Below are 13,865 nucleotides of genomic sequence, written 5' to 3'. Positions count from 1 at the left end.
GGGATTCCCACGGAGGCGTCCGGAGCGTCGCCATCCGACGGTTGAGACACCGGCCCGACGAGGTGAGCGAACGCCGGTGGCCCCGTCGCCGGACCTCGTCATGCCACAGAACGGAGCAGAGCGTGGGAAGAGTAGACGGCAAGGTCGCCTTCATCACCGGTGCTGCGCGTGGCCAAGGCCGCAGTCACGCGCTACGGCTGGCCGAGGAAGGTGCGGACATCATCGCGCTCGACATGTGCAGGCCGCTCACGTCCGCGCGGTATAACCTCGCTTCCCCGCAGGACCTGGCGGACACGGCACGCGAGATCAGGGCGCTTGGCGGGCGCGTCGCCGCCTTCGAAGCGGACGTCCGGGATGAATGTGCGCTGCGGAAGGCGTTCGAGGCCGGGGTCGGCGAGATCGGCCCCGTCGACATCGTGATCGCGAACGCCGGCGTGGCGTTGTTCGCGGTGGACGAGGCCTACGACGCCTGGCAGGACACGATCGACATCAACCTCACCGGCGTCTTCAACACGATGGAGACCGTGGTGCCGTCGATGATCGACCGCGGGGCGGGTGGGTCGATCGTCCTGACCAGCTCGACCGCGGGGCTGCGTGGCGTACTCGGGCCGTCTCGCGCCGCGCTCGGATACGTCGTCCAAACACGGCGTGGTGGGCCTCATGCGCTCCTACGCGAACATCCTCGCTCCACATTCGATCCGGGTGAACTCCGTGCACCCCTCAGGGGTCAAGACCGCCATGCTCACCGCCGCGTCGATGACGGCCTTCCTCGAAGCGAACCCGCAGATCGCGGCGGGATTCGCCGCCACTCCGATGCCGATCGACCTCCTCGACTCCCGCGACGTCAGCAACGCGGTGCTCTACCTCGTGTCCGACGAGGGCCGCTACGTCACCGGCACCACGTTGCCCATCGACGGCGGCCGCACCAACAAGAACTGAGATCTCTTCCTCACGGAACCACGAAGGACAAATGATGACATCCATCAGCGGATCGACCGTCCTCGTCACCGGCGGGCAACGTGGCCTCGGCAAAGCATTCGTCGAGGCTGCGATCGACCTGGGCGCCGCCACGGTGTACGCGACCGCACGCAGGCCGCAGCCCAGCGCCGACCCACGGGTCGTACCGCTCGCCCTCGAGGTGACCGACCCGTCCTCGGTGGCCGCACTCGCCGATCAGGCCCGCGATGTGTCCATCCTCGTCAACAACGCCGGCGCGACACTGCGCAAGCGACTCATCGACACCACGGTGGACGAGCTCAGGGATCTGTTGGAGACCAACCTCTTCGGCGTCCTGCGAGTCACGCAAGCTCTCGCGCCCACCCTCGCCGCCAACGGTGGCGGAACATTGATCAACATCCACTCCGCGATGTCCTGGATCGCCGGAGCGGGCCCCTACGGCGTGACCAAGGCCGCGTTGTGGTCAGCGACGAACTCCTTGCGCATCGACCTGGCAGCCCAAGGGACGCAGGTCGTCGGCGTCCACCTCGGATACACCGAAACGGACATGACGGCCATCCTCGACGTCGTGAAGAACGATCCCCGCGAGCTGGCCCATGCCGTGCTGGTCGCGGCCGAGAACGGACAGACCGAGGTGCTGTCGGACGAGGTGAGCCGACATTTCAAGGCGGCACTCTCCGGCCCGGTCGAAGGACTCGAGTTCACGCTCGTCGACGGCAAGGTGGTGGGGAAGCACGCCTCGGCCGCGGCCCGACGAGCGTGAGCGATCTCGCGCGCGAGTTCCCGATGACCCTCCTCTCCTTGTTCGGATGCTCGAGGCGAACGGCCTGATCCGCACGGTCAAGCTCGGCCGCGTGCGCACCTGCGTGCTCAACCGCGACCGCCTCGCTCTCGTCGACGACTGGCTCGCGGAGCAGCACCGGATCTGGGAAGAGCGCACCGACCGGCTCGAACGCCTCGTCACCGATCCGGACCAGGAGCAGCAGCAATGAACCCCGAACTCGACCTGACCCTGGAGCGGATCATCCGCGCCCCACGCGCCGTCGTGTGGAGCGCGTGGACCGATCCGTCCCGACTCGAGAAGTGGTGGGTCCCGGCTCCGACCGTGTGCCGCGTCGACCGCCTGGACGTCCGGCCCGGCGGCGGGTTCGTGACGCGACTGAGCGACGACGGGGTGAAGTTCGTCCCCCACATCAACGCGAGCTTCCTCGTCGTCGACGAACTCGAGCGGATCGTGTTCACGAACGCGATCGACAGCACCTGGCGCCCCACGAATCCCGCTCCGGTCCCGATGACGGCCGAGATCACGCTGACCGATCACCTGGACGGCACGGACTACCGGGTCCTCGTCCGGCACGGCGATCCCACCGCCCGCGCTCGCCACGAAGAACTCGGCTTCCTCGAAGGCTGGGGCTCGGTCACCAAGCAACTCGCCGCGGCCGCGGAGAGCCAGGCCGCGCGATGACGATCGCGCTCACGGAGTTCGTCACCCTCGACCAGGTCAGCCAGACCCGCGGCTAGCGCGCTGCGGATACATGCGCGCCTCCCTATTTGAAAATCATATTCAGTAACGGTTGACTCGTGGCGTGACCTTCCCCTCGCTGCCTCTCAACCTCGGCGGCGCGCCTCGTGACCCGGGCCGGGGGCGCCGCGCCACAGAGATCGCCGATCTGGTGCGCTTCCTGCTGCAGCTACCGGCGGATGCGCCGGTTACCGTGTTTCCACTCGCCTGCCGCGAGCCCGGCTGCCCACCCGTGGAGACCGTGATCGCCGTGCTCGCGCCACCCCGGCGGCGCTGGACGATCCACCGCCCGCTGGCCCAGATCGACGACGGGGTCGTCACCGACCTGCTCACCCACAACCCGCAGGGATTTACCCATGACTGATCAGCGCATCCCCGTGACCGTCCTGACCGGGTTCCTCGGCTCGGGCAAGACCACGCTGCTCAACCGGATCCTCACCGAACAGCACGGCCGCCGCATCGCCGTGATCGAGAACGAGTTCGGCGAGGTGGGTGTGGACGACGCGCTGGTGCTCGACGCCGAAGAGGAGGTGTTCGAGATGAACAACGGCTGCATCTGCTGCACCGTGCGCGGCGACCTCATCCGCATTCTCGGTGCCCTGCTGCGGCGCAAGGACCGCTTCGATGCGATCCTCATCGAGACCACCGGGCTGGCCGACCCCGCGCCGGTCGCGCAGACCTTCTTCATGGACGACGCCCTGCGCGCCGAACTGCGCCTCGACGCGATCGTCACCGTCGTCGACGCCAAGCACGTCCTCGGTCACCTGGACGAGGTCAAGCCCGACGGGGTGGAGAACGAGGCCGTCGAGCAGATCGCGTTCGCCGACCGGATCGTGCTCAACAAGATCGATCTCGTCGAGGCCGCACAGGCCGCCGAGGTGACCCGCCGGATCCGCGCGATCAACGCGCCGGTCATGGTGCTTCCCGCCGTGCGCGGCGACGTCGACCTCGCCGACGTCCTCGACGTTCACGCGTTCGACCTCGACGCGATCCTGGCCGGCGAACCGGAGTTCCTCGACCCCGACTCCGAGCACCAGCACGACGAGTCGGTGACGAGCGTCGGGATCGAGGCCGACGGCACCATCGACCCGGGCGCACTCAACACCTGGCTGGGCGCGCTGCTGGCCACCCGCGGGCAGGACCTCTACCGGAGCAAGGGCGTGCTCTGCCTCGCCGACACCCACCGCCGCTACGTCTTCCAGGGCGTACACATGCTCCACGACGGCGAGCTCGGCGAGCCGTGGCGCGACGGGGAGTCCCGGCGCAACCGGATCGTGTTCATCGGCCGCAACCTCGACCGTGAGGAGCTGACCGCCGGGTTCCGCTCCTGCCTCACCACCGCCACGGTCGGAGTGGCCGGATGACGACGGCGACCACGGACACACGCTGGACCGTCGATCTCGGCGAGCCGGTGATCCACTGCGTGTCCTTGCCCGGCGCACTCGCGGCCGGAGGCTCGGAAGGCACGATCGTCGTCGTCGACCTCTCGAGCAGTGTCCTGCTCCGGCTACGCCTCGGAGACTTCCTGCTCGGCCTGGCCGCCAGCCCGGACGGCACACGTCTCGCCGCAGGCGGCGGCGAGCGGGTCGCGGTCTGGGACCTCGCCGACGGCCGCCTCCTCGCCGAGCACCCCACTCAGTGGAGCTCGGCCCTGGCCTGGTCCGCCCGTTCCGACCTGCTCGCCGTGGGCGACGGAAAGCAGGTGCGTGTGCTCGACCGCGACGGCGCACCCCGCTGGACCTCGACCCCATTGACGTCCACTGTGGCCGGTCTGGCGTTTCTCCGACGCGACGGCCGCCGTATCACCGCCGCCGCGTACCGAGGCGTCACCATCTTCGAACCCGACTCCGACCGGCTGATCGAACATCTCCTCGCCCCGGGATCGATCGCCGGGATCGCCGTCGCCCCCAACGGGCGCTGGGTCGTGGGTGGCAGCCAGGACGCCACACTGCACGGCTGGAAGGTCCCAGGCGGCGACGACTTCAGGATGAGCGGCTTCCCCACGACCGTCTCCCGGCTCGCATTCGAGTCCAGCGGACGCTGGATGGCGTGCGACGGCGGCGACGCCGTCGCGTTCTGGGACTTCTCCGGGCACGGACCCACCGGCCGCGAAGCCGTGCTCGGCGACGGCCACCGCGGCCTGATCACGGCGATGGCCTGGCATCCCGGCAACGCGCGCACGCTCGTGACCGGCGACGGCAACGGCGATGTCATGACATGGGTACTCGACACGTCCGTCCGCCCCGGAGAGCGCATCCGCCCCACGCGCGCGCGGTCCACGGGCGACCCGATCGACGCCCTCGCCGTCGTCGACGGCTACCACCCGGTCACCGGGCACCGATCTGGCGCGATCACGTGCGGCACGGCATCGTGACGGTGCCCCGCACTCCGACCCTCGAACCGGACGGGCGCCGCACCACCGGTCTGTCACCGCCCGATGATCACCACGAGATCGGCGGATCCGCCCTCGCCGGGGCGAAAACGCGCATCTGGGAACGATCATTTTGGGTTCAGATCCAGCCGCTCCTCTTGAAGAGCACGTAGAGCCCGAACGCGAGCAGCACCATCACGAGCAGGGCCAGCGGGTAGCCGAGCGCCCAGTGCAGCTGGGGCATGTGCGCGAAGTTCATGCCGTAGATCGTGGCGATCAGGCTGGGTGCGAACAGGATGGCCGCCCACGAGGAGATTCGTTTGAGCTGCCCGCTCTGGCCGTAGCTGGCCTCGGTCAGCGCGGTGAGCTCGGCACTCTGCCGCTGGGCCACCAGAGCGGCGTTGACCGCCATGACGTCGACGAGCAGTTCGCGGAAGCTCTGTGCGCGTTCGACCGCACGGGTGCTGTGGTCAGCCACATCGCGCAATGCCCGGCGCAGCTCCAGGTCGGACTCCCCGGCCTGGGCCTTCAGCTGCTCGCGTAACTCCGAGCAGAGTGCAGGTAACGGCTCGACGGCGCGCTGGAACGTGATCACCTCGCGGGTCAGGTGATAGATCCGTCTCGACGCGGCGGGATCGCCGTCGAATACCTGCACCTCGATCTCGTCGATATCGGTTTGCAGGTCATCGAGCACCGGACCGTAATCGTCGACGACCTTGTCGAACACCGCGTAGAGAACCGCGAAAGGCCCGTTCCGGAGCAGATCGGGGTCCTGCTCGAGACGGTGGCGCACCGGGCGCAGGTCGGGCTCTTCGGCATGCCGGACGGTGATCACGAAATCCGGTCCGACGAACAGATGCAGCTCGCCGATCTCGATCGCCTCGGCGGCGTCGACGTAGCGGACCGGCCGCAGGACGACGAACAGGACGTCGTCGTAACGCTCCAGCTTCGGCCTCTGGTGCGCCTTGATCGTGTCTTCGACGGCCAGTTTGTGCAGGTCGAACTCCTGCGCCACCGCGTGGATCTCGTCGGGGTCCGGGTGCAGCAGCCCGATCCAGCAGAAGCTGTGGCCGTCGCCAGGGCAGGCACGCAACTCCGAGAAGGTGCGGTCCATCGAGTCCGGCTGCACCTCTCGGCGGCCGTCGATGTAGATGGCGTTGTCGACCACCGGCATGACGCGGCTCCCAACGGTGAGGCAGGTACCCGGCGGTGGGTCGGACCGGGGCCACCGGACAATTCTCCCATCGGAGTGCCATCGCGTGCTCGCCATCGGCCTTGACGAGATCCGAATGGTCGATGCCCGGGACATGGGGTTTGATGGGGCTGTGCAGGTGGAACCGATCCTGCAAGCTCATCGGCCGCTCGTTGTCAGCGCTGCTGCCGTGGCACCCCTGGTTGCCTGCGCAGCCCTGAGCCCGCTCCGGGACAACTTCGCGAACACCAATATCGCGCTCGTGCTGGTACTCCTCATCGTCGCGGGAGCCGCCACCGGCATCCGAGCGGCGGGCCTCGTCGCCGCGTTGTCGAGCGCAGCCTGGTTCGACTTCTTCTTCACCGAGCCGTACAACCACTTCAGCATCGTCGATCGCGCGGACATCGAGACGGCGGCGCTGCTCATGCTCGTGGGCGGCGCCGTCACCGAGATAGCCCTCTGGGGGCGGCGCCAGCAGGCGCGTGCGAGCAGCGAGCAGGGCTACCTCGACGGTGTGCTGAGCACCTCTGCGGCGGTCGGCGCCGGCCGCTCGTCCACGGACTCCCTGCTCGACCACGTGTGCGAACAGATCGTCGGCGTCCTCGGAATCGACCGCTGCCGCTTCGATCCCGGCAACGACGCCATCCTCGCGACCCTCGACAACGACGGGACCATGACGTACAACGGCCGCCCGTTCGACGTCGGTCGTCTCGGGCTGCCGACCGACTCCGAGATCGCGCTCGTGGTGCAGAGCGGTGGCGTCGTCCACGGCAGATTCCTGCTCACCGCCGCTACCCGGATCGTCCGGCCGACGCTGGAGCAGCTCCGCGTCGCGATCGCACTCGCCAACCAGGTAGGTGCCGCGCTCGCCACCTCGGACGAACACCCTCCGCGCATCGACCCGAGCCGGTAGCGACGACCGGGATCGGCCACGGCCCTCGTCACTCGCCCGGTCGTGTTCAGATCTGGTTGCGTGAGGTGATGTCGAGCTTGCTGAAGAGCCTGCTCAGATGCCATTCGACGGTCCGCGGGCTGATGAACAGCCGAACCCCGATCTCAGGGTTCGTGAGGCCTTCACGAACCAGGCGGACGATCTGGGCTTCCCGCGCGGTGAGTTCCTTGGTGGTCTCGGTGCAGCGTCTGCGGGCGGTCTCGCCGCTGGCCTGCAGCTCACCGGCCGCCCGCTGGGAGAACGCCTCCATCCTCATCGCGCTGAACATCTCGTGGGCGGTGCGGAGCTGCTCACGCGCGTCGAGGCGGCGGCGCTCGCGGCGCAGCCACTCGCCGTACAACAGGTGGGCTCGGGCGAGCTCCCCACGCAGGCGGGTGCGGCCGAGCCGATCGATCGCTTCGCGGTAGGCGTCCTCGGCGGCTTGGCCGTCGCTCAGCACGGCGCGTGAGCGGGCCTCGAGGCCCAGCGCCCAGTCGGTGTCGTTCGCGCGGGCCAGCAAGGAGAGCCGCTCGAAAGCCGTGGAGGCGAGTTCGGTCTCTCCGCTGTGGGTGGCCGCCTCGATGAGTTCGGTCAGCGTTGCGCGGGCGAGCATGCTCATCTCCTGCGGGAGCGCGTCGCAGGCCTGGGTGGCAGGCGCAAGCGCGTCCTCGTACCGACCCAGGCCGTTGTAGAGCACTGCCTGCGCCCACCCGACGATCGTCAGCCCGATCCCCTCGCCCCGGCGCCGGACCTCGGACCCGCTCCCCGCGATCAGCTTGACGAGGTGGTCCTCGCAGCCGCGCCAGGCAGCAAGCATCACGGCGCTGTGCGGCCACGACGGCTCCCCGGTCGCCGCGGTGGCCGCGCGGAGCTCCTCCAGCAGCGACTCCGCCGCGGTCAGATCGCCCATGAGGACATGCGCGTTGATGCGTTCGTTCAGGGCCGTGGGCAGCCTGCCGAGCGCGCCGGCGTCGCGGGCGAACCGGACGTGGCGGGTGGCGAGCAGGTCCCAGGCCGCGTCGTCGCCCAGGTCCCCGGCGGTGCGATGGGCATGCCAGAGCCAGCGGAAACCGTCCTCGTCGGGCGGGGTGGGGCTGAGGAAGGCGCTCAACGCCTGCCGTAGCAGCGGTGTCCCCACGGTGTAGCCGTCGGTGAACCGCGCTGCCAGGCCGTCGAGGAGGAGATCGGTCGCGCGTGGGGGCTGTGGTGCGGCAGGCACAGCACGCGCCGCTTCAGCCACCTCTCGGACGTCGGCGCCGCACGCCAGGTGACCGGCGTGCATGGCCGCGGCGAGCGCGTCCAGGTAGGTCTCGCGGGCCAGCCGAAGGTCGAGCGGCTCGAGTTGCTTGGCGGCCTTGAGAAGCAGCGGGGCCGCGTCGGAACCGCGATTCATCGCGAAGGCGAGCTCTGCGCACAGCTGGTCCACGCGGGCATGCTGCAGCGGGTCCAGCGGGCCTGCCGCCGCGGTCGACAGCAGTTCCATCGCCGCGTCAGGTGAGCCGGCCTCGTGCATGGCGTGCGCTGCAGCCAGCACGCGCTCGGCCCGTCGTGCCGGATCGACGGTCAGGTGGGCGGCCTGTTCCAGGAATACGGCGGCTGCTGACGGCCCGCCGCGCTCCTGGGCGCGCTCCGCAGAGCGCTCGAGGTCCGCCGCAATGCTCTCGTCGAACCCCTGGGCCGCCTGGGCGCGATGCCAGGCGCGGTGATGGGGATCCGCCTCGGGATCGATGGCCTCGGCCAACGCCCGGTGCGCGCTCCGTTGTTCCTCCACGGAGGCTGCACGCAGAATCGTGGAGCGCATCGTCGGATTCCGGAACCGCACCTGGGCGCCGATCTCGACCAGCCCGGCCGCGGGTGCGGCCGCCCCGATCCCGATTCCGTGCCGATGAGCCGCCCGCCACACCAGCACCGGGTCACCGAGCGGTTCCGCCGCGGCGATCAGCAGCAGCCGCCGGGTGTCGCCCGGTAAGGACTCGAGGTGCCGCTGGAGGCTCTCCCCCGCCTGCCTCGGGACCGTCGTCCTGCCTGGCAGGCCGAACCCGCCGGTCATCTCGGCCGGTGTCAGTTCCTCCCGCAGCTCCAGCAGCGCCCGAGGGTTACCTCGAGTTTCGGCGACAATCCGGTCGACCACTCGCTCGTCCACCGGGCCGAGCAGCACCTGGCCCAGTAGCGCTCGCGCATCGTCGTGCGCCAGGCCCGTGACCACCAGCTCCGGCAGCCCCGTCGCCTCGTCCTTCTCGTGTTTGCGCGACGCGAAGACCAACCCGACCGGCTCGGTCCCCAACCGCCGAGCGACGAACGTCAACGTCTGCGCCGATGCCTTGTCGAGCCACTGCGCGTCATCCACCACCCAGAGCAGCGGCTGTTCCTCGGCCACCGCGGACACCAGGCCGAGTACGGCCAGGCCGACCAGGAAGCGACTCGGCGCCTCCCCCTTCTGCAGACCGAACGCCGTGCACAACGCGTCACGCTGGGGATCGGGCAAGCACTCGAGCCGGTCCAGCATCGGGGCACACAGCTGATGGAGCCCGGAGAACTCCAACTCCGTCTCGGCGGGGACACCTGCGGTCCTGGCCACGCGGAACCCCGGCGCCCGCCCGGCCACGTAGTCCAACAGTGCCGACTTGCCGACGCCCGGATCGCCCCGCAGGACGAGGACCTGGCTCTTACCCGCCCGCGCGGCGGCGAGCAGCCGATCGAGCGCTTCACGCTCACGGCGTCGGCCCCGCAACACGTCCACCACCCACCGCCTCAGGTCACCGTCGACAAGTCAGGCACGACCACCTGCAGACCGGGCACGATCGTGGTGCCATCGCGGTGGTCCCGAGCGGTACCAACAGGAGTCGTTCGAGCGATTGGCTTGCTGTCATCACGTCGGCCGCCGCGCCACAGGTGCTTCCGGAGTGGCACAAGCCGTGCGGGTAAGGGTGCCGCTCGACCGAGCGGATGTCGTGATGGCCTCCGGCCATCTTCCATTACCGGCTGGCCGGAACCCGGTGTGCCAGCTGCCACTGCCATCGCGGCACGATCCGGATGAACCGTTCTCCATCCCCGGCAACGCGCGTCTGACGTCGCTACCTCGGCCGCGCGGTTCTCCGGTGGCCGCGTGTCGGTGGGGCAGGCTGGAGCCATGACTGGGAGCTGGATCGACGTGCACGCCCACTACAGCCCGCCGAGCACCGCGGAACAGCGGGAGGCGAGCCGGCAGGCGCTGCGGGAGGCGTGCTTCATGGTGGCGGAGCCGTACCACTGGACCGTCGAGAAGACCCTCGACCACATGGACCGCACCGGCATCGGCATGCAGCTGCTGAGCAACCAGCCCGCCGGAACGGAGGCGTTGCGGGCGTCGAACGACTACGGCGCCGAGCTGGTGCAGCGATATCCACACCGTTTCGGTCTGCTCGCGGCGCTGCCCACCGACGACCCGGCTGCGGCGATGGCCGAGCTCGACCGCGCCGACGAGATGCGCGCGGACGGGTTCGCGGTGACCTGCCGACGTAACGGCGTGTACCTCGGCGACCCGAGTCTCGAGCCGATGTGGGCGGAGCTCGATCGCCGTGGCGCCACGGTCTTCGCGCACCCGGATGCCTACGCCGCAGGGACCCAGGGCCGTCCGGCGCCGTTGATCGAGGTGGGTTTCGAGACGACGCGGACGATCGTGGACATGGTCTACGCCGGTCTCTTCCGGAAGTACCCCGACATGAGGCTGATCGTCGCCCACTGCGGTGGCGGCGGCACGCTGCCCGCGATGACGGGGCGGCTCGGGCTGCTGGGTGCCGAGCCGTGGGTGCCCAACCCGAACGCGCTGACGGCCGATGAGATGCGTACCCAGCTGCGGCGGCTGTATCTCGACACCGCCGCCACCGGGTTCGCCTCCTCCCTCGCACCGGCTCTCGTCATGACCACGCCGGACCATCTCGTGTACGGCTCCGACTCCGGGGTGCCGTGCAGCACCGAGGAGACCATCGAGGCCAACAAGCAGGCGCTGCTGGAGTTCGGCGGCCTCACCCGGCAGCAGCGCGAGGCCGTCGGGCGCAACGCCGCGGCGCTGTTCCCCGCTGCCGCGGCCCGCCTCGACGGGTGGACCGCAGCGGCCTGACCGCGGTGCTACCCAGCCAGTTGGAAGTGCCAGACGATCGTCACAGGCCGTCCGGCGTTGACGGCGTGCGCCGCGTCGGGCACCAGAGCAGCGAGGCTCCAGGGCCAGCGCTCCCACGGTCCCACCCCGTCGCTCGGGGCAGACCGTGGAGGGCTTGCCGGCAGTCGGGGCTCCTCGCAGCGCCGCACCTGCAGACCGACCGGCAGGGCCGCGCGCAGATAGTCACCGACGAGATGGCGGTAGGTCGACACTCGTGCGGGCCGGCCGCCTGGCCCGACGACGGAGGGGATCGAGCCCAGGGCCACCGACTCCTGGTGGCCGTCCGAGATCACCAGATGCCCGCCGGGGCGCAGGACGCGTGCGAACTCCGTCATCACGGGTTCGAGCGCCGGAACGTGATTCAGTGCGAGGCCGCACACGATGATGTCGGCCGAACCGTCGGAGAGCGGCAGATCCTGGAGATCGCCCGGGCGGAAATCGGCCTGCGGTACGCGAGTACGTGCTCGGGCGAGCATGTCGGGTGAGCTGTCCACACCGATGACCTGATGTCCATGTGCCGCCAGGTACTCCGCATATCGGCCGGTGCCGCAGGCGGCGTCGACGGCGACGCCCGCCGGCCGCCCGTCGAGGATCTCGCGTACGAGAGGCTCCTCGAAATCGAACAGCCCGTTGCGCGGCTCGTCATAGGTCGTCGACCACACGCGGTATCCGTCGACCGTGTCGACACGGTCGACCAGAACGCCTTGTCCGTTCAACGACTCGTCGTCGAGCAACTCGCGTACCTCGGCCAGCCGCGCCTCGACGAACTGACGGTCGAACTCCCCGGTGAACGCACGCAGCAACGCGACACCCTCGAGGCCGAGCAGATATGCCAGCGGGTGCTCGTAGATCACGACGGCACGGTAGCCGGGCGTATCCGAGCGGAGCCAACCGTTTGTGCGTGCCTACAGCCAGTGGTGCATCACGCCTGTCGCACGCCGCGTTGTTCAGCCGTGATGACGGGATCAGTGACCCCGCCAGGGGACGTCCATTTGTCGATGTCCCACCCGGCCCGCGTCGCGCCGGCCCGGTAGGCGCTGTCGTAGAACTCGAGCACCGCTGCCCGAGGATCGGGCGCCGCGCGAGCGTCGTCGTAGCGCAGGACCGCGAGGTGGCCACTCCCCCGCTCGATCCAGGCGGCCGTCGAGGGGTGCAGCGGCTCGTCCGCCAGCCCGGCAGGCTCGGGGGACGTGTAGGAGTAGAACGCCGCCTCGGGGAAGGCGTCCTCGCCGAACCAGAAGCCGAAGCTGGTCACGTCCCGGGAGTAGGCCTCGCGGGTGACCGGATCCGTGGTCGGGGGTTGATCGACGAATGCATCGCCGAACCGCGTGACCGCGATGTCGAATGTGTGCCAGAAGTGGTGAACAGGGCTGGTCTTGCCGGAATAGCCGGCCGCGAACTCCTCCAGCAGCAGGTTCACCTGGCTGAGAACACGCCAGTAGCGGCTCACCGCAGCGGCGTCGTAGATCGCGTGTTCGGTGTCCTGGGCGAACGGCCTGCCGGAGTCGGACAGGTCGAACGGCCGCGGCAGTGCGATCGTGACGTCGGCCCCGACAGCGGACAACCCCCTGTGCACCTGGTCGTAGAAACCTGCGACCGACTGCCCGGAAAGGGGGAACTAGTACCGCCGGCCACTCAGCGCGGTGATGTCCAACCGGTGGTCGAGGAAGTCGAAGTCGATGGTGAAGATCGTCGACCCGTCGGTCATCGGGCGAGTCGTGATGCCACGTCCGGTGACATGGAAGGGAACGCTCCACCAGTGGTTGCGGCGGGGGCTGGCCGCCAATCTGACCTTGCCGACGATCTGGGCGAAGCGGTGCAATGTCGCGCGGGTGTCCACCCAGGAGGCGAACGGAAGATCGGGAAAGAGTTCCACGGTGTTCTCCTCGCGGTCGCAATCGTCGTGAAAGGCCTTCCAGCATCCCGCACTCGCCAGGTCACCGCACACACCAAGGGGCCACCGCACACATGTCCGGCCGTGCGCACCGTGGCCACAAGATGTGCGCCGTCACTCAGTGGCCCGCGCTCTGACCTCCGTCTACGTGGAGGATCTCGCCGGTTACGAACGGGGCGTTCTCCAGGAAGATCACTGCGTCGACGATGTCGCTCACCTCGCCCATCCGGCCGACGGGGTGGTGGCCCGCCAGCATCTCGTGGTGTGCCTCGGGATGCATGGGCGTCTTGATGATGCCCGGAGAGACGGCGTTGACGCGGATCCCGCGGGTGGCGTACTCGATGGCCAGCGACTTGGTGGCGGACTGCACACCGCCCTTCGTCAGCGACGCCAGCACCGAGGGGATATCGGAGTTGGCGTGATCGACCAAACTAGTGGTGATGTTGACGACATGGCCACCGCCCAGGCCGAGCATGTGCGGGATCGCGGCCTTGGTGATGCGGAAAAAGCCCGCCAGATTCACGCCGACCACCGACTGAAAATCGTCTTCGGTGTAGTCGGTGAAAGGCTTGGGGACGAAGATCCCGGCGTTGTTGACCAGGGTGTCGATGCGACCGAAGCGCTCGATACCCGCGGTGATGACGCGATCCGCGCCGGGGTCGGCGACGTCGGCCTGCACCGTGAGAACGTCGGCGTCGTCACACGGGCCGATGCTGCGTGACACGGCGACCACAGCGAAGCCGATCTTGCGGTACGCGGCGACCAGGCCTGCGCCGATGCCCTGCGAGGCGCCGGTGATGACCGCAACCTTCTTGTCCTGCGTATTGCTCATTCCGCCCTTTTTCTCCACCTGCGTTCGA

At 69.1% G+C, this 13,865-nt stretch carries 13 protein-coding genes and 2 pseudogenes; 10 read left to right on the top strand and 5 right to left on the bottom strand.

Going from position 1 to position 13,865, the window contains the following annotated elements:
- Positions 1 to 62: 62 nt before the first annotated feature.
- The 8 genes and pseudogenes from MMF94_RS43330 to MMF94_RS12075 form a co-directional block, all read left to right on the top strand.
- Positions 63 to 554, top strand: a pseudogene (locus MMF94_RS43330) (SDR family NAD(P)-dependent oxidoreductase); the annotation flags it as partial.
- A 106-nt stretch (positions 555 to 660) separates the two neighbouring features.
- Positions 661 to 939, top strand: a complete 279-nt coding sequence (locus tag MMF94_RS43325) for an SDR family oxidoreductase (RefSeq protein ID WP_277398704.1) — start codon at positions 661 to 663, stop codon at positions 937 to 939.
- Positions 940 to 973: 34 nt separating this feature from the next.
- Positions 974 to 1,720, top strand: coding sequence for an SDR family oxidoreductase (locus MMF94_RS12100; RefSeq protein ID WP_241036458.1), 747 nt, complete (start codon positions 974 to 976; stop codon positions 1,718 to 1,720).
- 46 nt (positions 1,721 to 1,766) lie between these two features.
- A complete protein-coding gene (locus MMF94_RS12095; protein WP_338104196.1) occupies positions 1,767 to 1,949 on the top strand; it encodes a hypothetical protein in 183 nt (60 codons plus the stop codon).
- Entirely contained in the window at positions 1,946 to 2,422 is a 477-nt protein-coding gene (locus tag MMF94_RS12090) for an SRPBCC domain-containing protein (protein ID WP_241036457.1), read from the top strand. Before MMF94_RS12095 ends, MMF94_RS12090 begins: the two co-directional genes overlap by 4 nt.
- 121 nt (positions 2,423 to 2,543) lie before the next feature.
- Entirely contained in the window at positions 2,544 to 2,843 is a 300-nt protein-coding gene (locus MMF94_RS12085) for a hypothetical protein (RefSeq protein ID WP_241036456.1), read from the top strand.
- Positions 2,836 to 3,843, top strand: a complete 1,008-nt coding sequence (locus tag MMF94_RS12080; protein ID WP_241036455.1) for a CobW family GTP-binding protein — start codon at positions 2,836 to 2,838, stop codon at positions 3,841 to 3,843. The genes MMF94_RS12085 and MMF94_RS12080 overlap by 8 nt, the downstream gene beginning before the upstream one ends.
- Complete coding sequence (locus MMF94_RS12075) at positions 3,840 to 4,853, top strand: WD40 repeat domain-containing protein (RefSeq protein ID WP_241036454.1); 1,014 nt, start codon at positions 3,840 to 3,842, stop codon at positions 4,851 to 4,853. The genes MMF94_RS12080 and MMF94_RS12075 overlap by 4 nt, the downstream gene beginning before the upstream one ends.
- Positions 4,854 to 4,989: 136 nt before the next feature.
- Here MMF94_RS12075 and MMF94_RS12070 read toward each other — a convergent pair whose 3' ends face one another.
- Positions 4,990 to 6,024, bottom strand: coding sequence for a magnesium and cobalt transport protein CorA (locus MMF94_RS12070; RefSeq protein ID WP_241036453.1), 1,035 nt, complete (start codon positions 6,022 to 6,024; stop codon positions 4,990 to 4,992).
- Between the two features lie 208 nt (positions 6,025 to 6,232).
- Between MMF94_RS12070 and MMF94_RS12065 the strand changes: the two genes are divergently transcribed.
- Entirely contained in the window at positions 6,233 to 6,955 is a 723-nt protein-coding gene (locus MMF94_RS12065; protein ID WP_241036452.1) for a DUF4118 domain-containing protein, read from the top strand.
- A 46-nt stretch (positions 6,956 to 7,001) separates the two neighbouring features.
- On the opposite strand, the gene MMF94_RS12060 is transcribed toward MMF94_RS12065, so the two are convergent.
- A complete protein-coding gene (locus MMF94_RS12060; protein WP_241036451.1) occupies positions 7,002 to 9,713 on the bottom strand; it encodes an ATP-binding protein in 2,712 nt (903 codons plus the stop codon).
- Between the two features lie 390 nt (positions 9,714 to 10,103).
- Between MMF94_RS12060 and MMF94_RS12055 the strand changes: the two genes are divergently transcribed.
- Positions 10,104 to 11,072, top strand: coding sequence for an amidohydrolase family protein (locus tag MMF94_RS12055; protein WP_241036450.1), 969 nt, complete (start codon positions 10,104 to 10,106; stop codon positions 11,070 to 11,072).
- An 8-nt stretch (positions 11,073 to 11,080) separates the two neighbouring features.
- Here the strand turns inward: MMF94_RS12055 and MMF94_RS12050 are convergent, their stop codons facing one another.
- The 3 genes and pseudogenes from MMF94_RS12050 to MMF94_RS12040 form a co-directional block, all read right to left on the bottom strand.
- Complete coding sequence (locus tag MMF94_RS12050) at positions 11,081 to 11,965, bottom strand: class I SAM-dependent methyltransferase (protein WP_241036449.1); 885 nt, start codon at positions 11,963 to 11,965, stop codon at positions 11,081 to 11,083.
- A gap of 68 nt (positions 11,966 to 12,033) precedes the next feature.
- Positions 12,034 to 12,987, bottom strand: a pseudogene (locus tag MMF94_RS12045) (DUF5996 family protein).
- A gap of 136 nt (positions 12,988 to 13,123) precedes the next feature.
- Positions 13,124 to 13,837 carry an SDR family NAD(P)-dependent oxidoreductase gene (locus MMF94_RS12040; protein WP_241036448.1) on the bottom strand — a complete coding sequence of 238 codons (714 nt, stop codon included), beginning with the start codon at positions 13,835 to 13,837 and terminating at the stop codon, positions 13,124 to 13,126.
- Positions 13,838 to 13,865 lie beyond the last annotated feature (28 nt).

The sequence above is a fragment of the Pseudonocardia alaniniphila genome (genome assembly GCF_022524485.1).
In the GTDB taxonomy this organism is placed as follows: Bacteria; Actinomycetota; Actinomycetes; order Mycobacteriales; family Pseudonocardiaceae; genus Pseudonocardia; species Pseudonocardia alaniniphila.
This window is presented reverse-complemented; position numbering and strand designations above follow the sequence as displayed.